Annotated in this window: 19 protein-coding genes and 1 tRNA gene; 7 read left to right on the top strand and 13 right to left on the bottom strand. The window is 44.6% G+C overall.

The features are described 5' to 3' along the window. Positions 1 to 366, top strand: a complete 366-nt coding sequence (locus tag ACLSSO_RS04320; protein WP_295903395.1) for a hypothetical protein — start codon at positions 1 to 3, stop codon at positions 364 to 366. A gap of 53 nt (positions 367 to 419) precedes the next feature. Here the strand turns inward: ACLSSO_RS04320 and ACLSSO_RS04315 are convergent, their stop codons facing one another. The 9 genes from ACLSSO_RS04315 to rpmB form a co-directional block, all read right to left on the bottom strand. Beyond that, positions 420 to 896: a Mut7-C RNAse domain-containing protein gene (locus tag ACLSSO_RS04315; RefSeq protein WP_413944155.1), complete on the bottom strand. Its 477-nt coding sequence runs from the start codon at positions 894 to 896 to the stop codon at positions 420 to 422. Beyond that, on the bottom strand, positions 893 to 1300 hold the full coding sequence (locus ACLSSO_RS04310; RefSeq protein ID WP_413944154.1) for a hypothetical protein: 408 nt from the start codon (positions 1298 to 1300) through the stop codon (positions 893 to 895). The genes ACLSSO_RS04315 and ACLSSO_RS04310 overlap by 4 nt, the downstream gene beginning before the upstream one ends. Before the next feature lie 101 nt (positions 1301 to 1401). Continuing rightward, complete coding sequence (locus ACLSSO_RS04305; RefSeq protein WP_295903387.1) at positions 1402 to 2526, bottom strand: THUMP domain-containing class I SAM-dependent RNA methyltransferase; 1125 nt, start codon at positions 2524 to 2526, stop codon at positions 1402 to 1404. A 52-nt stretch (positions 2527 to 2578) separates the two neighbouring features. Next, entirely contained in the window at positions 2579 to 4315 is a 1737-nt protein-coding gene (locus tag ACLSSO_RS04300) for a 4Fe-4S dicluster domain-containing protein (RefSeq protein ID WP_413944153.1), read from the bottom strand. Positions 4316 to 4332: 17 nt separating this feature from the next. After that, positions 4333 to 4587, bottom strand: coding sequence for a hypothetical protein (locus ACLSSO_RS04295; RefSeq protein ID WP_413944152.1), 255 nt, complete (start codon positions 4585 to 4587; stop codon positions 4333 to 4335). A gap of 77 nt (positions 4588 to 4664) precedes the next feature. Further along, on the bottom strand, positions 4665 to 5504 hold the full coding sequence (locus tag ACLSSO_RS04290) for a carbon-nitrogen hydrolase family protein (RefSeq protein ID WP_295903379.1): 840 nt from the start codon (positions 5502 to 5504) through the stop codon (positions 4665 to 4667). Positions 5505 to 5509: 5 nt separating this feature from the next. Next, complete coding sequence (locus ACLSSO_RS04285; RefSeq protein ID WP_295903377.1) at positions 5510 to 5857, bottom strand: hypothetical protein; 348 nt, start codon at positions 5855 to 5857, stop codon at positions 5510 to 5512. 174 nt (positions 5858 to 6031) lie between these two features. Then, positions 6032 to 6286 carry a KOW motif domain-containing protein gene (locus ACLSSO_RS04280; protein ID WP_295903374.1) on the bottom strand — a complete coding sequence of 85 codons (255 nt, stop codon included), beginning with the start codon at positions 6284 to 6286 and terminating at the stop codon, positions 6032 to 6034. A gap of 12 nt (positions 6287 to 6298) precedes the next feature. Continuing rightward, positions 6299 to 6583: a 50S ribosomal protein L28 gene (rpmB, locus tag ACLSSO_RS04275; RefSeq protein WP_295903371.1), complete on the bottom strand. Its 285-nt coding sequence runs from the start codon at positions 6581 to 6583 to the stop codon at positions 6299 to 6301. Between the two features lie 171 nt (positions 6584 to 6754). Between rpmB and rpsR the strand changes: the two genes are divergently transcribed. Next, the gene (gene rpsR, locus ACLSSO_RS04270; RefSeq protein ID WP_295903368.1) at positions 6755 to 7024 is read left to right on the top strand and encodes a 30S ribosomal protein S18; all 270 of its coding nucleotides are present in this window, start codon (positions 6755 to 6757) and stop codon (positions 7022 to 7024) included. Between the two features lie 79 nt (positions 7025 to 7103). Here the strand turns inward: rpsR and ACLSSO_RS04265 are convergent, their stop codons facing one another. Then, complete coding sequence (locus ACLSSO_RS04265) at positions 7104 to 7502, bottom strand: hypothetical protein (RefSeq protein WP_413944151.1); 399 nt, start codon at positions 7500 to 7502, stop codon at positions 7104 to 7106. A gap of 150 nt (positions 7503 to 7652) precedes the next feature. Here ACLSSO_RS04265 and ACLSSO_RS04260 point away from each other — a divergent pair, with 150 nt between their 5' ends. Next, positions 7653 to 7859, top strand: a complete 207-nt coding sequence (locus tag ACLSSO_RS04260; RefSeq protein ID WP_295903359.1) for a hypothetical protein — start codon at positions 7653 to 7655, stop codon at positions 7857 to 7859. Here the strand turns inward: ACLSSO_RS04260 and ACLSSO_RS04255 are convergent. Then, positions 7856 to 8518 carry a hypothetical protein gene (locus ACLSSO_RS04255; RefSeq protein WP_295903356.1) on the bottom strand — a complete coding sequence of 221 codons (663 nt, stop codon included), beginning with the start codon at positions 8516 to 8518 and terminating at the stop codon, positions 7856 to 7858. The two genes, ACLSSO_RS04260 and ACLSSO_RS04255, sit on opposite strands and share 4 nt — an antisense overlap. 82 nt (positions 8519 to 8600) lie before the next feature. On the opposite strand from ACLSSO_RS04255, the gene ACLSSO_RS04250 reads away from it, so the two are divergent. Then, positions 8601 to 8677 (top strand) — tRNA-Pro (locus tag ACLSSO_RS04250). A gap of 201 nt (positions 8678 to 8878) precedes the next feature. Here ACLSSO_RS04250 and ACLSSO_RS04245 read toward each other — a convergent pair. Further along, entirely contained in the window at positions 8879 to 9505 is a 627-nt protein-coding gene (locus tag ACLSSO_RS04245) for an NADPH-dependent FMN reductase (RefSeq protein ID WP_413944150.1), read from the bottom strand. Between the two features lie 183 nt (positions 9506 to 9688). Between ACLSSO_RS04245 and ACLSSO_RS04240 the strand changes: the two genes are divergently transcribed. Together ACLSSO_RS04240 and ACLSSO_RS04235 are read left to right on the top strand one after the other, a co-directional pair. Next, entirely contained in the window at positions 9689 to 10108 is a 420-nt protein-coding gene (locus tag ACLSSO_RS04240; protein ID WP_413944149.1) for a hypothetical protein, read from the top strand. A 102-nt stretch (positions 10109 to 10210) separates the two neighbouring features. After that, positions 10211 to 10483, top strand: coding sequence for a hypothetical protein (locus ACLSSO_RS04235; RefSeq protein ID WP_413944148.1), 273 nt, complete (start codon positions 10211 to 10213; stop codon positions 10481 to 10483). Positions 10484 to 10490: 7 nt separating this feature from the next. Here ACLSSO_RS04235 and ACLSSO_RS04230 read toward each other — a convergent pair whose 3' ends face one another. Continuing rightward, a complete protein-coding gene (locus tag ACLSSO_RS04230; RefSeq protein ID WP_413944147.1) occupies positions 10491 to 11345 on the bottom strand; it encodes a YihY/virulence factor BrkB family protein in 855 nt (284 codons plus the stop codon). A 139-nt stretch (positions 11346 to 11484) separates the two neighbouring features. Here ACLSSO_RS04230 and ACLSSO_RS04225 point away from each other — a divergent pair, with 139 nt between their 5' ends. After that, positions 11485 to 12528, top strand: coding sequence for an SDR family NAD(P)-dependent oxidoreductase (locus tag ACLSSO_RS04225; protein WP_413944146.1), 1044 nt, complete (start codon positions 11485 to 11487; stop codon positions 12526 to 12528). The last annotated feature ends 5 nt before the right edge of the window (positions 12529 to 12533 follow it).

Below are 12533 nucleotides of genomic sequence, written 5' to 3'. Positions count from 1 at the left end.
ATGTCCTATCAGTTTTATAAAGTCCTTCACCTATTAGGCCTAATGCTTTTGTTCTTTGGCTTCGGCGGACTTCTTATTGCGGCTTACGCAAAAGTTGAACTTAAAAAACCAGCTCGCATCATGGGCTTTGTCACTCACGGTATTGGTCTTTTGTTGATCTTGGTGAGTGGTTTCGGAATGGCCGCTCGCTTAGGACTTGTTTCAGGTTTGCCTGCATGGGTTCAAGCAAAGATCGGTATCTGGGTTCTTTTGGGAATCGGTATCTCTTTAGTTAAGAGAAAAGGTTATATCGGTTGGCCTGTTGCAATTCTCCTTTGGGGCCTTGGAACTTCAGCGGCATTTATCGCTGTGAATAAGCCGTTCTAGTTTTTTCGAAGTTAAAAACTTAAAAAGGTCTTTGGTAATTCCAAAGACCTTTTTTATTTTCTAACAGCGTTTCTAATTCGTTCCACTTTTTTAAGAAGCTTTTCAAAATGCGATCCCTCCCAATAAATGCGATGGCACGTGGGACACTCATAAAAAACATCATAAATCGCAAAGGTCTTCGCATCGACACGATCCCGCACGGATTCTTTCGGCACCTCTTCAATGAGAGTATTGCATTCAAAACAACGCGCTAAAGCTTCATCACTTTCCCCAATGGAAAAATGTTTTAGAACTTCAAGGAGTTGTTCTTCGGGAGGTTCACTTTGAACAAGATAACCGCGCCCTTCGGGAATTCTGTGAAATAAGCGGCGGTCTTTGGTCAGAAGAATACGATTTTCTTTTTCGGAGATTGTCAGCAACTCATCGTCGCTAAGAGACTTATATGAGGCCGCATCCACACCCATCATGCGGAGCTGCCTCACCAGGCCCAATAAGTTTTCGTCGACTAAAAATTGAATTTCATCATTCATGGTTTCAGAGAGCAGGACACACTGTGTGTGCCTTGTGCAATCCGAACCCAGGTTACATCTTTCGCTGAAAACTCAGAAGAACTTTCTAGAGTGTCGATCATCAGGTTTTGCAGAACAAGAACAGCGCCGTCCGTTGAAGCCAAAGAAAGTCCTGATTCACTTGTTGCAGGCGCGTTCTCAATCAAAAGTTGATATTGGATTTTCTTTTGCTCATCACCAAACTGGATTTGTGCAAAACGCCCGAAGCTGTCTTCAATGATCAAAGTCATCAAAGGTTGAGACTGTGTTTTTACAAGTTTCCCATCAACGCGGAGCTGGCACTCCACGTTTTTGTAATTCAATACAGGCAAAGCCGCCCAAGAAAATGATGGAAGAGCTAAAAGAAGTAGTGCGATCAATTTCATAAATTTCCCCTCTAGAATTTGCGAACAAGTCCAGTTGCGCGTGAGCGCCAGTCCAGTCTCCGCGGGCTGACGCCCGCTGCGACATCCTCGGCATCCGCCGACTAGAACATACTATACTTCAAGAAACGGCACTCAATATTTCCGTTGAACACGAAGTGCTTGCGAGTCGATTTCAATTTTAAATCTTGAATCAACTCTTTGTTTCCAGAAAGAACCCAAGCATCCCAGCCTTTGAATCTGTGCTTCAATGTGAAACTCAAATCACGATACACGTCGCGAAGATTGTCTTCGTCACCGATACGTGCGCCATAAGGAGGGTTTACGATGATCAAACCTTTTTCTACTGGAGGTTCTACCGTCGCTACGGATTCTTTTTTGAATTCGATCACTTGATCAACGCCCGCGCGTTTTGCATTGTCTTTGGCATTTTTCAAAACACGGTTGTCGATGTCATAACCATAGAACTTAAATGGAAGTTCTTCTTTTTCAGCATCCATCGCTTCTTGAACAACTTTTTCCCAAGTTTCTTTTTCGTAGTTCAACCAGTTTTGGAAACCAAATCTTGTACGATTGATGCCCGGAGCAATGTTCAAAGCCATCATCGCGGCTTCAATCAAGAAAGTTCCAGAACCGCACATAAAGTCAATAATAGGACTTTGACCATCCCACTCAGAAACCTTGATCAGACCTGCCGCCAAGTTCTCTTTCAAAGGAGCTTCGCCCACTTCTTTACGGTAACCACGCTTAAACAAGCTGTCGCCCGAAGTGTCGATCGCGACATTGAATTGATTTTTGATCGCGCGCACGTGAATGCGCAAAGAAGGATTTTCGTTATCAACGTCAGGACGTACACCGAATTTTTCGCGGAACTGATCGACGATAGCGTCTTTCACTTTCATCGCAACGAAACGTTGATCGCGCATCTTAGAATCCGAAATGCTCGCATCAATAGAAATTGTTTGTGTTGGTTTGATGTACTTTGTGAAGTCGTGACGAAGAATTTGGTTATAAAGTTCTTCGGGTTGGTAAGCCGTAAAATCCAAAACTGGTTTCAAGATACGGCTCGCTAAACGAGAATGAAGATTGGCTTTGTAGCAGCCTTCCCAGTTGCTCTCAAAGAACACACCACCGATATAACGGTCTGTGACTTTAAGTCCGAGTTCTTTCAGTTCTTTTTCTAGAGGTTCAACAAGGCCACGGGCTGTGGAGGCAAAAAATTGAGGCATGGGCTGGTCCTTTCTTTTGTTAAGAAGAACCAGTCCCTATGCGCTGGCTCTTCTATGTTTCGCGATACTGTGGTCCACCGCCCCCTTCAGGAACGGTCCACTCGATGTTTTCGAATGGGCACTTAATATCACAAGTCTTACAGTGAATACAGTTAGTATAATTGATTTGTAAGTCCTTCTTACCTGCTTCGACCTTAGACGGTACCATCTCATATACGCTAGCTGGGCAGAAATGATTACAAGGTGATTTGTAATTAGGCTCACATACCGTACGGCAGATGTCTCCATCCTTTAGGATCAAGTGATTTGGAGAGTCCTCATCGTGCATTGTGCCCGTCAAATAAACGCTCGAAAGCTTATCAAAGAAAAGCTCCCCATCCGGCTTCGGAAGCTGGTTTTCTTCATGGTCTAAGCCATAAGGACCCCAGATATCGACCACTTTTTCCGTCGTATCAGCGTCGATATGCTCAATCTTCATATGATCGTGAAGACCACGGCCGCCTGTCGCCTCTTGCAAAGCGATCAAAGGCATAGAAGCAAACATCCCCTTGCTCAAAGTTTGGTGGAAGTTACGAACGCGGTACAACTCGTCTTTCACGTAGCTGCTCTCGATACGTTTTTCATAAGCTTGGGTTGTCGCTTCAGAGAAATCGCCGCCTTTTGCAAGGCCTTCAACGATCGTCTCTGCCGCTTGCATACCGGATTTCATTGCCAAGTGAATACCCTTAAGTTTTTGCACGTCCACCATGCTGGCAGAGTCACCGCAAACCAAGAAGCCATCACCGTAAAGTTTCGGCATTGAGTACCAACCGCCCGCAGGCAATGTCTTACCACCGTAAGCCACCACTTTACCGCCCTTAAGCATGTTTTTCAGGAACGGATGAGTTTTCAATTTTTGCAATTCACGGTGTGGATCCAGCAAAGGATCTTGCGTGTCCAAGTAAGCCACAAGACCTACGATGATTTTATCACCTGGAATCGTGTAGATAAAAGTACCACCGATAGATTTAGAAAGAGGGAATCCAAGAGTATGGATCACCTTTCCCGCTTCCACCGTGCCCGGAGGCATTTGGATCACTTCTTTCACACCTTCTTCGAACACTTCCGGATTTTTTCCGGCGCGAAGATCTAATTTTTTCTCAACTTGTTTGAAAAGAGAACCACGAGTTCCCTCTGCAAAAATCACGACTTTGGATTTCAAAATCAAACCAGGCTCAAAGTTCGCCTTTGGTTTTCCGTTTTTATCGCGACCTTTATCGCCGGTGCGAACACCCACGATTTTGTTGCCTTCATACAAAGCTTCCACAGCAGCGAAACCTGGGAAGATATTGATACCCTTCTCTTCACACTTTGTTCCCAACCAACGGTTAAACTTGCTTAAAGAGATGATGTAGTTGCCTTCGTTATGAAATGGCGGAGGTGTGATCGGAAGTTTGAAAGAGAAATCAGATCCAAGATAGTAAACCGCATCTTTTTTCACTTCAGAATCAAGAGGGCAACCTTCTTCTTTAAAATTCGGAACAAGCTCGCGCAAAGCTTTTGGATTTAAAACCGCGCCAGAGAAACTATGTGCACCGATCTCAGAAGCTTTTTCGAGGACGACGATCATTTGCTCAGGAATTTGTTCGCCTTGTTTACGACCTGCTGAAACATCTTCGTTGTGTTTTTGAATTTGGTTTTGCAAATGAAGCGCGCAAGAAAGTCCCGCCGCACCACCGCCGACGATCAAGACATCGACATCCATGGTTTCGCGAGTTACGCCTTCTGGTAGATCATTATACGTTGACATAGGTTCTCCAAAAAATTCTATTCTTCAACAGACTCTTCTTTAATTTCAGCCTGTGGCGCCACTTTTCTAACGGGTGTAGAAACTTGGCTTTGGACTTTTAAATCCTCTTCGTCCCTTCCGCCGGGATAAAGGCGCTTCTTCGCTTTTTGCGCGATTTCGGCTTCGTGAGCTTCGTCGTATTGCGGAGCTTCAGTGGCCTCTTCCTGCGCATGAGCTTTAAAAATCACCCCTGAGGATAGCAGAAACAAAACTAAGAAAACTCGGATCATCATCCAGCTCCTTGGCTTAGCGCTTCGAGCGCATATTAAAAGCTAATTGAGAAAATTGTCATTGAAATAGTGCAGGATTTCTAGACTTTAGGCAACTGAAGACGACGATGGAATTTCATCGGGATCTGTTGGCGGACCTTGTCGATACGCTCACGAGAAAGCTTCGCGACTGTGGCTCCTTGAGCACGCTCTGCCACTTGCCCCACCACTGTGCCCCACGGATCGATAATCAAACTATGGCCGTAAGTTTCCCGAGTCGCCCCGGTCTTCGTACTTTGATGAGTGCCGCCTTGAGCCGCCGCCATCACATAAGATTGACTCTCAATTGCACGAGCACGGAGCAAAATCTCCCAGTGAGCTTCCCCTGTTTTCACAAGGAATGCCGCAGGCAACAAAATCAAGTCGACCTCTTGCCGCGCGTATTGAGAAAACAACTCAGCAAAACGCACGTCGTAGCAAATCGCTTCACCAATGCGCCAGCCATCGACTTCGATGATATTCGGTTTTTGTCCATGACGGAAAACATCAGATTCACGAATCGGTTTTTGACCCTCAAGCTGAATATCAAAAAGATGCAGCTTTTGGTACGTCGGCAGAGTCTCTCCCGACGGAGTCACAAGCACTGAAGAATTATAAAGATGCCCCTCGACATAGAGAGGAACGGAGCCCAGATGCAAATGCGTATTGTATTTTTTTGCTAACTCAGAAAGTTTAGAAAATGCCGAGTGAGACAACGTCAGTCCTTCGATTTTTTCGCCTTCAGCGACACGAAGATAAAGACAGTTTTCCGGAAAACTCACAAAGCGCGGTTGAGAGTTTTTAAAAATCTCGGCGAGTTGAGTTTCGATTTGTTTCAAGTTGGTCTCAACATCATCAACGGATGTCATTTGCACTGCTGCGACGACCAACTCTGAACTCATAAACTTTACTCCGCGCCAGGGATGACTGTGGATGTGCGCGCTTCTTTAACTTCGCGACAATTCCACTTTGCTTCCTCTAGATTTTTTCGGACGTTTGAAACAAACTCAACACAAGAATTCGGATTCTGCCCTGAGCCGATTGTTTCATCGACGCCTTGCTTTGTATAAATGGCTTTGCATTTTTGATCTTCACCCATTTCAACACGCAATGTGCGAACGGTTTTGTTGTGCTTGCACAGCACTAAAGAATCACCTAGATCAGCGGACGCCAACGACGAAAAAAAAAGCACCGTCATCGTCGCCGAGAACAGTGCTTTTGTGCTTTTTAATGCTGAGATTTGATCCCTTTTCAAGCTGCCTCTCCTCTTTAACAAGTTAGGTCAAAGTAATCTTTGTAAACCCAACTTAGATTTTACGCAGCTATATTAGAGACTTAAATGGAGAGATCGCCTTAAGGACCAAATTTAGACTTTGTCTTAGGCAAACTTTGCCGACGGATCCTATGACAGATCCATCTGACTTAAAAACTACGCGTTTTTAGACTTAGTAGCTTTTTTAGAAGTCTTCTTAGCAGCAGCTTCAACCAACTTCACGTTTGAGTAGTTGATGAAACCTTCTTTTTTCAAAAGACCGTCTTTTTTGTCGTAGTGTGTTTGTACTTTCACACCTTGAACTTGAACTTTCATATTTTTAGCATCAACAGCCAAAACTGAACCCTTCTTACCTTTGTCAGAGCCAGTAATAACTTGTACAGTCGCGCCTTTTTTAATTTTCAATTTCATTTACGGCCTCAATTACTTAGAAGAAATTTTCTTTTTGATTCTCAATTTAACGGCCATAGCTCTTTTTGAAAGCTTTGAATCGTCTGCATTAAGAAGGTAGTTATCGAAACCGCCAACGTGTTCCATATCACGGATCGCGCTAGTAGCGATTTGCAATCTCACCATTTGGTTCAAAACGCGGCTAAAGATGCGTTTTTTCTGAACATTTGGTTGAGCTGTCGATTTAGTTTTAATGTTGGAGTGAGACACCAAGTTCTTAACAACAGGGCCTTTTCCAGTAATTTCACATCTGCTCATTCTAAGCTCCTCTGGCTCATCTAAAGTCTGGGTCAACGCCATCCTTCAAACTTAATAGGGGCGCTGCAAACAAGAAGTAACCATATAAAGTAAAAAGACACTTGATGGCAACTCTTTTTTCTTGTACACACATTAACTCGCTAACCAAAAGGAAATCGAAAGAGGATAGTAATGAAAAAGACAACTCGTAGCAAATACCGTCAGGAATTCTCAGGCGATCACGTATTCGATTACAAAGATCCAGCTTCTTTGACACGTTTTATCGGTGACGGTGGTAAAATCACTCCATCTAGAATCTCTAAACTTAGCGTAGCTCAACAAAAGAAAGTTGCTGCTGCAGTTAAGAAAGCTCGTAACCTAGGCCTATTGCCTTCTGGTTCTGATTCTTACGACAATTTCCACAGAGCTGAAGCGATCTCTCCAGTTCCTTTCGAGATCTAATAGCTCTCTGTCGAAATTAATGATTTCCTGATGGGAAGAAAAAAAGCCGGTTTATAGCCGGCTTTTTTTATTTTCAGACCTACTGTTCTGAAGGCTTTCGAGAGAGCTTAAACCACGTCCAAGCGGTGAAGATCACCATCACCATGTAACTTTTACTGGACCATTGATGCAGCACGGGTCCGGGAATTCCAATAAACGAGAGTTGCTCGAAGGGAACTCCCCAATTCAAAAGCCGGATTCCTAAAATCGGCAAAGCAAACAAAGTCCAAAACTGAAGAACCGCCACAAACCAGAAAAACTGGCTGAGCTGGGCTCTTTTGTATTCCAGCGCCATCAGAACCACCGGAAGCCCTACAAAGAGGACTCCCGCCACGGTCGCTGCTATTTGACGATCGGAAATAGTTTTAAAAATAACCGTCACTAGAATAATGACGATGACTTGCGCGATTAAATATCCAAGGAAAGCATTGCGTCTCATATCCAAGAACGTAGACCACCGCCCCAGACAACTCAAGGGCTTAAGAGCCCCCAGCAACGTTTAATTGCAGCTCATCAGGATCACCGTCCGGCTTTCGCCTTGCACAAGGGACATGGCGAACGAAACACAAACTTTAAAAGGACGGTTCCTATGAAATCTTACGAAATGACTCTTTTGAAACTTCAGGCGCAACTTAAAAACTTCGGTTTGAATCCGGCAGAGTGGAGTTTGCAACGCATTCAATCTCTGACTTACGTAATTCAAAACCGCAATGACGAAAATTTCGCTCTGTACGGTCGGCTGGAGTATCGCAATCACCAGCCGCAGTGGAAATCTTTGGAGGTGGTATCTCTCTAGAAAGATTCACAGCGCACAGAGAACAGGCTGCGGTTCCAAATATCTTGTTCCGCTAACATCTCCGTCGCTTTTTTCGGTTCTACAGTTACCTGCGCAGGGTCCGTTGAAAAAGGAACTTCCTCTCCAGGAAGTTTCGCAGCGACCTTCTTACGAAGCGCAGTCCACGCCTCCTCCCCATTCGCGCGGAGGTACACACTCTTCAGACGGCAGAACACGGCAATCTCTGCCTCTTGCATCCAGCCAAATCTTTCAAGCCCTGGCTCTGGTGGTTTTACTCCCCAAGCCAGGCGCACCATCAACTCAATACCGTCATTCAATGCGGATTTTACTTCAGTGATATTAAAGAGCTGATTCGTACACTCGCTCGATGCTTTACCTACATCATCTGCAACTTTTTTAAGCACCATAAAATATTCGTAGCAAGAGCCCGCACTGTTTCCAAGTTGGCAGGCCTCTTTCGCGCGAACAATCGCCGGAGGAATTTTATTTTTCTTAACTACGGTCGGAAAGATGTTCCCGGCCTGAGTTTCTTTAAAAGTGGAAGCTTGTGTGTCACACACCGTGTGCGGTGGGTTGATCAACATAAAGACAAAAATGCCTATTATTATAGCTAAAATGGCAAGAACGGGCTTCGGAAGCGAGTTGATGAAGTTTTCCATGAAAAAAAGAATAGCTTATGTCGTGCGTTAGTATCTAGTGATTTGACAACAGGCCCCTAATTTTTTATGTTCCTGTCCTCGTCGGGGAGTAGCGCAGTCTGGTAGCGCATCTGGTTTGGGACCAGAGGGTCGTAGGTTCGAATCCTATCTCCCCGACCAATTTTTCAAAAAAGCCGAGTGCAATCAAAGATTGCAGTCGGCTTTTTTGTTTTTTGCGCCCGTGAAAATAGAATTTGAAGTTACGATCAAAACTGGGTCGTAGGTTCGATCGGCGGCGCAGGAAGCGCCCCCGAGGGTGCCGAAGGCAGTCGCCTAAGCGACCGAGGGCCCGGACGGCCCGAGCCCCATCCCCGGGACCAACTAAGAATGCCCAGGTCGAATCTCTTCACTCCCTTTTCGCTTCGAAGCCACTGACTCACTCGCTTCTTCTTCACAGTGCAACTCCACCCACTCAGCAAACGCCTTCATAAACTTCTCCAAAAATTCCCGCGTTTCATTCTGAGTTAATGATCCGTCGGCGCTAAAAAGTTTTGCCGCATTAGAGATATAAGCTTCCGGCTGTTGCATCGCTGGCATATTTAAAAACACCATGCACTGGCGCAGATGATGATTGGCACCGAAGCCTCCAATCGCTCCCGGAGACACACTCACCACCGCGGCAGGTTTTCCTTCCCAAACGCTTTTTCCATAAGGGCGAGATCCCACGTCGATGGCGTTTTTCAAAACACCGGGAATGGAGCGATTGTATTCGGGAGTGACGAAAAGAACTCCATCGTATCCTTTGATCTGCGTTCTGAACTTCTGCCAAACTTCGGGAGGTCGGTTTTCGTCGTCGAGGTCTTGGTTATAAAGCGGCAGGTCTCCGATTTCGACAATTTCAAGTTTCAACGAAGAAGCCGCAAGACCAAGAAGTACCTTCGCCATCTTACGATTGAATGATTCTTTACGAAGACTTCCCACGAGCACCGCGATTTTTCTGACAGACATTTTCTCCTCCGGGTTTATAAACACCAATTTTAAAACTTCAAAGAAGCTTAGGATATTTGCCTTCACGAGAGCTGTGATAATACAGACTCTCCTTCCTTCGTGTCTTGCGACACTGCGTGCAAAGAGTTTTGAACGCTTCAATGCTAAAGTTAAATCACAAACTTCAAAGCCATCGGCAGAGTTATGATTGAAATAGTTGTCGGAATTTGGGCCGTCTGTCTTGTCCTCTCACTTATGGTGAGTGGCTTTAATATCTTTATGGTTCGCAGACGTCTTAATTCTGTGAAACTAAAAACTTTGAATGCCAATCTGGAAAAATTAAATCTCTATTGGTCTTACACAAATTCAAACTTTCAACACTTATCTCCCGACATTGTTGCCCACGATAAAAACAGATCTTTAAGACAAGCTTATGCGATCACTCTGCTGGGACTTTTAAGCATTCCAGGTCTTTTGATTTTAATGGCTGTAGTGCTGAGTATTCACTTTCTTGCTAAGACACGAAAAGAAATGGCTGTGATGGGAAGCGATCTTGCCAAAGTGGATTCCCTTTCCCAAGAGCAGGTTTCGTCTTTAGTACAAGAACTCGATGCGATTGTGTGATCCGGAATCTTCCGGATCTAATTTGTGTTGATTCATTACATCTTGCGCGAACCTCTCTCGATCCGAAAAACTAATGCGAAATTATTTTTTCAAGGAGGATCTATGAAAAGAGTGTTTGTGTTCTTAATGCTAATCCTTAGTTTCAAAGCTTACGCCGCGGAAGATTCACCGAAGGTTACACAGCCTTCTTCTTCACAGATAATCATGTCTTTATTGTCGACGAGCCATGATGAATCAGCGTCGACATCTCACTACTGCTGCATCACTAAAAAGGAAGGAACCTACTGTGATATGGGTTACTACGATAATTTTGGTCAGCCTTGCAAATGCACATTGGGCAACAACGTGTCTTATGGCCATGTCTGCCGAAATTAGAAGTGATTTAAGGCTTTATTTCTTTATTGTTAATCTCGTGCGCTAGTTCTGCGCTGAAGTAAATAATGGCGGAAGAATAGTAGACCCACATCAACAAAACAACGAAAGAGCCGGCGGCGCCATACAAAGAAGCCGCTGCGCTCTGTCCTAGGTAAAGACCGATCAATGTTTTCCCGATTGAAAATAAGATCGCCGTGATAAGGCCCGACGTCGCCGCGACTTTTTTACTGACGTCCCGTTGCGGGATAAAAAAATAAAGTGTCGAAAACAAAAGCCAAAAAATAAAGAGCGAGACGACAAAATTAATTATTTGTCCAAAGACCTGGTCACTGCCTTTTAGATAAAGAGACAAAACCGACGAGACCATCAAAGAAACAATGGAAATAAAAACGAAGGTTAAAACCATTCCCATACTAAAAAGTTTTTCTTTCAAAAACCCCCATACTCCCGTCAAAAACGATCCCCCCTTTTCTGCCTTTTGCTCAGGAGTCACTTGGAAAATTCTATTTAAAGAATGTCGGAGATCTCCGAAAATGGCGCCAGCGGATATTAGTAAAGTGACGAGACCGAGAACTCCGGCCAGATCTCGACTCTTCGGTTGCTTATCCACATTCTTTGCAATTTCTCGAATGAGTTTACTAGCCTCGCTTCCAATCAGACCTTGGATCTGCAAAAGGAGTTGCTCCTGAAAGCTTTCATTGATGAGCGAAATAAATGTCAGAAGAAGAACTAGAAGAGGCGCAAGAGACAACGCTGTGTAAAACGCCAGCGAAGCTGACATCTCTAAAATGTCATCCTCGCCAATCTTCGAAGACAGACGTTTGTAGTTTATGGACTTAAGACGTTGGGAAAACCAGTTCATAACCTATTTTTTATTCAAATCGAAAAATGAAACACGTTAAAAAATCGCCTTCGCTAAAACACAGAGGAATATTTGACAAATATCCTTCTTCTTTCCTTCGGACTAAGATGAGTTATTCATTCTTATAAGGAGAACTCGCATGGCCAGCTCAGCGAAAAAAATTTTAACTACCTTCGGAGTTGGATTTTCCTCTGCCATTGTCGCATCAAAAATACGTGATGAGTTTCGCGCTCGAACTTTTAAAGGAGCTGTTGTTGTCATCTCCGGCGGCTCCCGCGGCTTGGGGTTGGTTCTTGCAGAAAAGTTTGCGAAAGCGGGAGCGAGTCTTGCTCTTCTTGCTCGGGATGAGGCAGAACTGCGCCGTGCTCAAAATATTATTCAGCACCGTTATCCAGAGACCTTGGTGCATTGTTTTGTTTGTGACTGCACCAAAACAGACGAAATCAATTACACCGTGTCAGATATTTTAGATGAGTTTGGCAAAATCGATGTCCTTGTGAACAACGCGGGAATTATTTCGTCTGCTCCCATTCAGAATGCCACCGAAGAAGATTTCGAAGATTCTTTGGAGATTCATTTCTGGGCGCCTTACCACCTTATTGAAGCATGTCGTCCTTATTTAAAGGCCGGAAGTCGTATTATCAACATCGCTTCTATTGGCGGTCTGGTTCCGGTTCCTCATAGAGCCGCTTATTGTGCCGGAAAGCACGCATTGGTCGGCTACTCTCGCACTTTGCGAGCGGAACTTCTTCGCGATAAGATTTATGTTACAACAGTTTCACCAAGTGTTATGCGCACGGGTTCTATCGACCATGCAACCTTTAAGGGCCAAGTGGAAAAAGAATATGCATGGTTCTCTCTTTTAGCGTCGCTTCCAGGATTAAGCACCAACGCGGAAAAAGCCGCGCAGAAAATTGTCGATGCCAGTAAATATGGAAAAGCGGAGTTGATGATTTCAGCTTCTACGAAAATAGCGACGGTCCTCCAAGCGCGTTTCCCTAACTTCTTTTCTGACATTGTTCATTTGGCTAACGTGGTTATGCCAGGACCGACCGATGATTCGGATTTGGTTGTCGAAGGTAAGGATGCTCATTCCGCAATCTCACCCTCGGTATTGACCGCTCTAAGTGAGAAGGCCGCCCTCCGCAATAACGAAGGATCTATTCGGGGTGAAGATCACTAGACCAT

This window comes from Bdellovibrio sp. HCB-162 (assembly GCF_047344985.1).
Lineage (GTDB): Bacteria > Bdellovibrionota > Bdellovibrionia > Bdellovibrionales > Bdellovibrionaceae > Bdellovibrio.
The sequence above is the reverse complement of the archived record's forward strand: the minus strand, read 5'-3'. Positions and strand labels throughout refer to the sequence as shown.

Coding starts and splice junctions, on each gene's coding strand:
- ACLSSO_RS04320 (WP_295903395.1), top strand. CDS start 1: ATGTCCTATCAGTTTTATAAAGTCCTTCACCTATTAGGCCTAATGCTT.
- ACLSSO_RS04315 (WP_413944155.1), bottom strand. CDS start 896: ATGAATGATGAAATTCAATTTTTAGTCGACGAAAACTTATTGGGCCTG.
- ACLSSO_RS04310 (WP_413944154.1), bottom strand. CDS start 1,300: ATGAAATTGATCGCACTACTTCTTTTAGCTCTTCCATCATTTTCTTGG.
- ACLSSO_RS04305 (WP_295903387.1), bottom strand. CDS start 2,526: ATGCCTCAATTTTTTGCCTCCACAGCCCGTGGCCTTGTTGAACCTCTA.
- ACLSSO_RS04300 (WP_413944153.1), bottom strand. CDS start 4,315: ATGTCAACGTATAATGATCTACCAGAAGGCGTAACTCGCGAAACCATG.
- ACLSSO_RS04295 (WP_413944152.1), bottom strand. CDS start 4,587: ATGATGATCCGAGTTTTCTTAGTTTTGTTTCTGCTATCCTCAGGGGTG.
- ACLSSO_RS04290 (WP_295903379.1), bottom strand. CDS start 5,504: ATGAGTTCAGAGTTGGTCGTCGCAGCAGTGCAAATGACATCCGTTGAT.
- ACLSSO_RS04280 (WP_295903374.1), bottom strand. CDS start 6,286: ATGAAATTGAAAATTAAAAAAGGCGCGACTGTACAAGTTATTACTGGC.
- rpmB (WP_295903371.1), bottom strand. CDS start 6,583: ATGAGCAGATGTGAAATTACTGGAAAAGGCCCTGTTGTTAAGAACTTG.
- rpsR (WP_295903368.1), top strand. CDS start 6,755: ATGAAAAAGACAACTCGTAGCAAATACCGTCAGGAATTCTCAGGCGAT.
- ACLSSO_RS04265 (WP_413944151.1), bottom strand. CDS start 7,502: ATGAGACGCAATGCTTTCCTTGGATATTTAATCGCGCAAGTCATCGTC.
- ACLSSO_RS04260 (WP_295903359.1), top strand. CDS start 7,653: ATGAAATCTTACGAAATGACTCTTTTGAAACTTCAGGCGCAACTTAAA.
- ACLSSO_RS04255 (WP_295903356.1), bottom strand. CDS start 8,518: ATGGAAAACTTCATCAACTCGCTTCCGAAGCCCGTTCTTGCCATTTTA.
- ACLSSO_RS04245 (WP_413944150.1), bottom strand. CDS start 9,505: ATGTCTGTCAGAAAAATCGCGGTGCTCGTGGGAAGTCTTCGTAAAGAA.
- ACLSSO_RS04240 (WP_413944149.1), top strand. CDS start 9,689: ATGATTGAAATAGTTGTCGGAATTTGGGCCGTCTGTCTTGTCCTCTCA.
- ACLSSO_RS04235 (WP_413944148.1), top strand. CDS start 10,211: ATGAAAAGAGTGTTTGTGTTCTTAATGCTAATCCTTAGTTTCAAAGCT.
- ACLSSO_RS04230 (WP_413944147.1), bottom strand. CDS start 11,345: ATGAACTGGTTTTCCCAACGTCTTAAGTCCATAAACTACAAACGTCTG.
- ACLSSO_RS04225 (WP_413944146.1), top strand. CDS start 11,485: ATGGCCAGCTCAGCGAAAAAAATTTTAACTACCTTCGGAGTTGGATTT.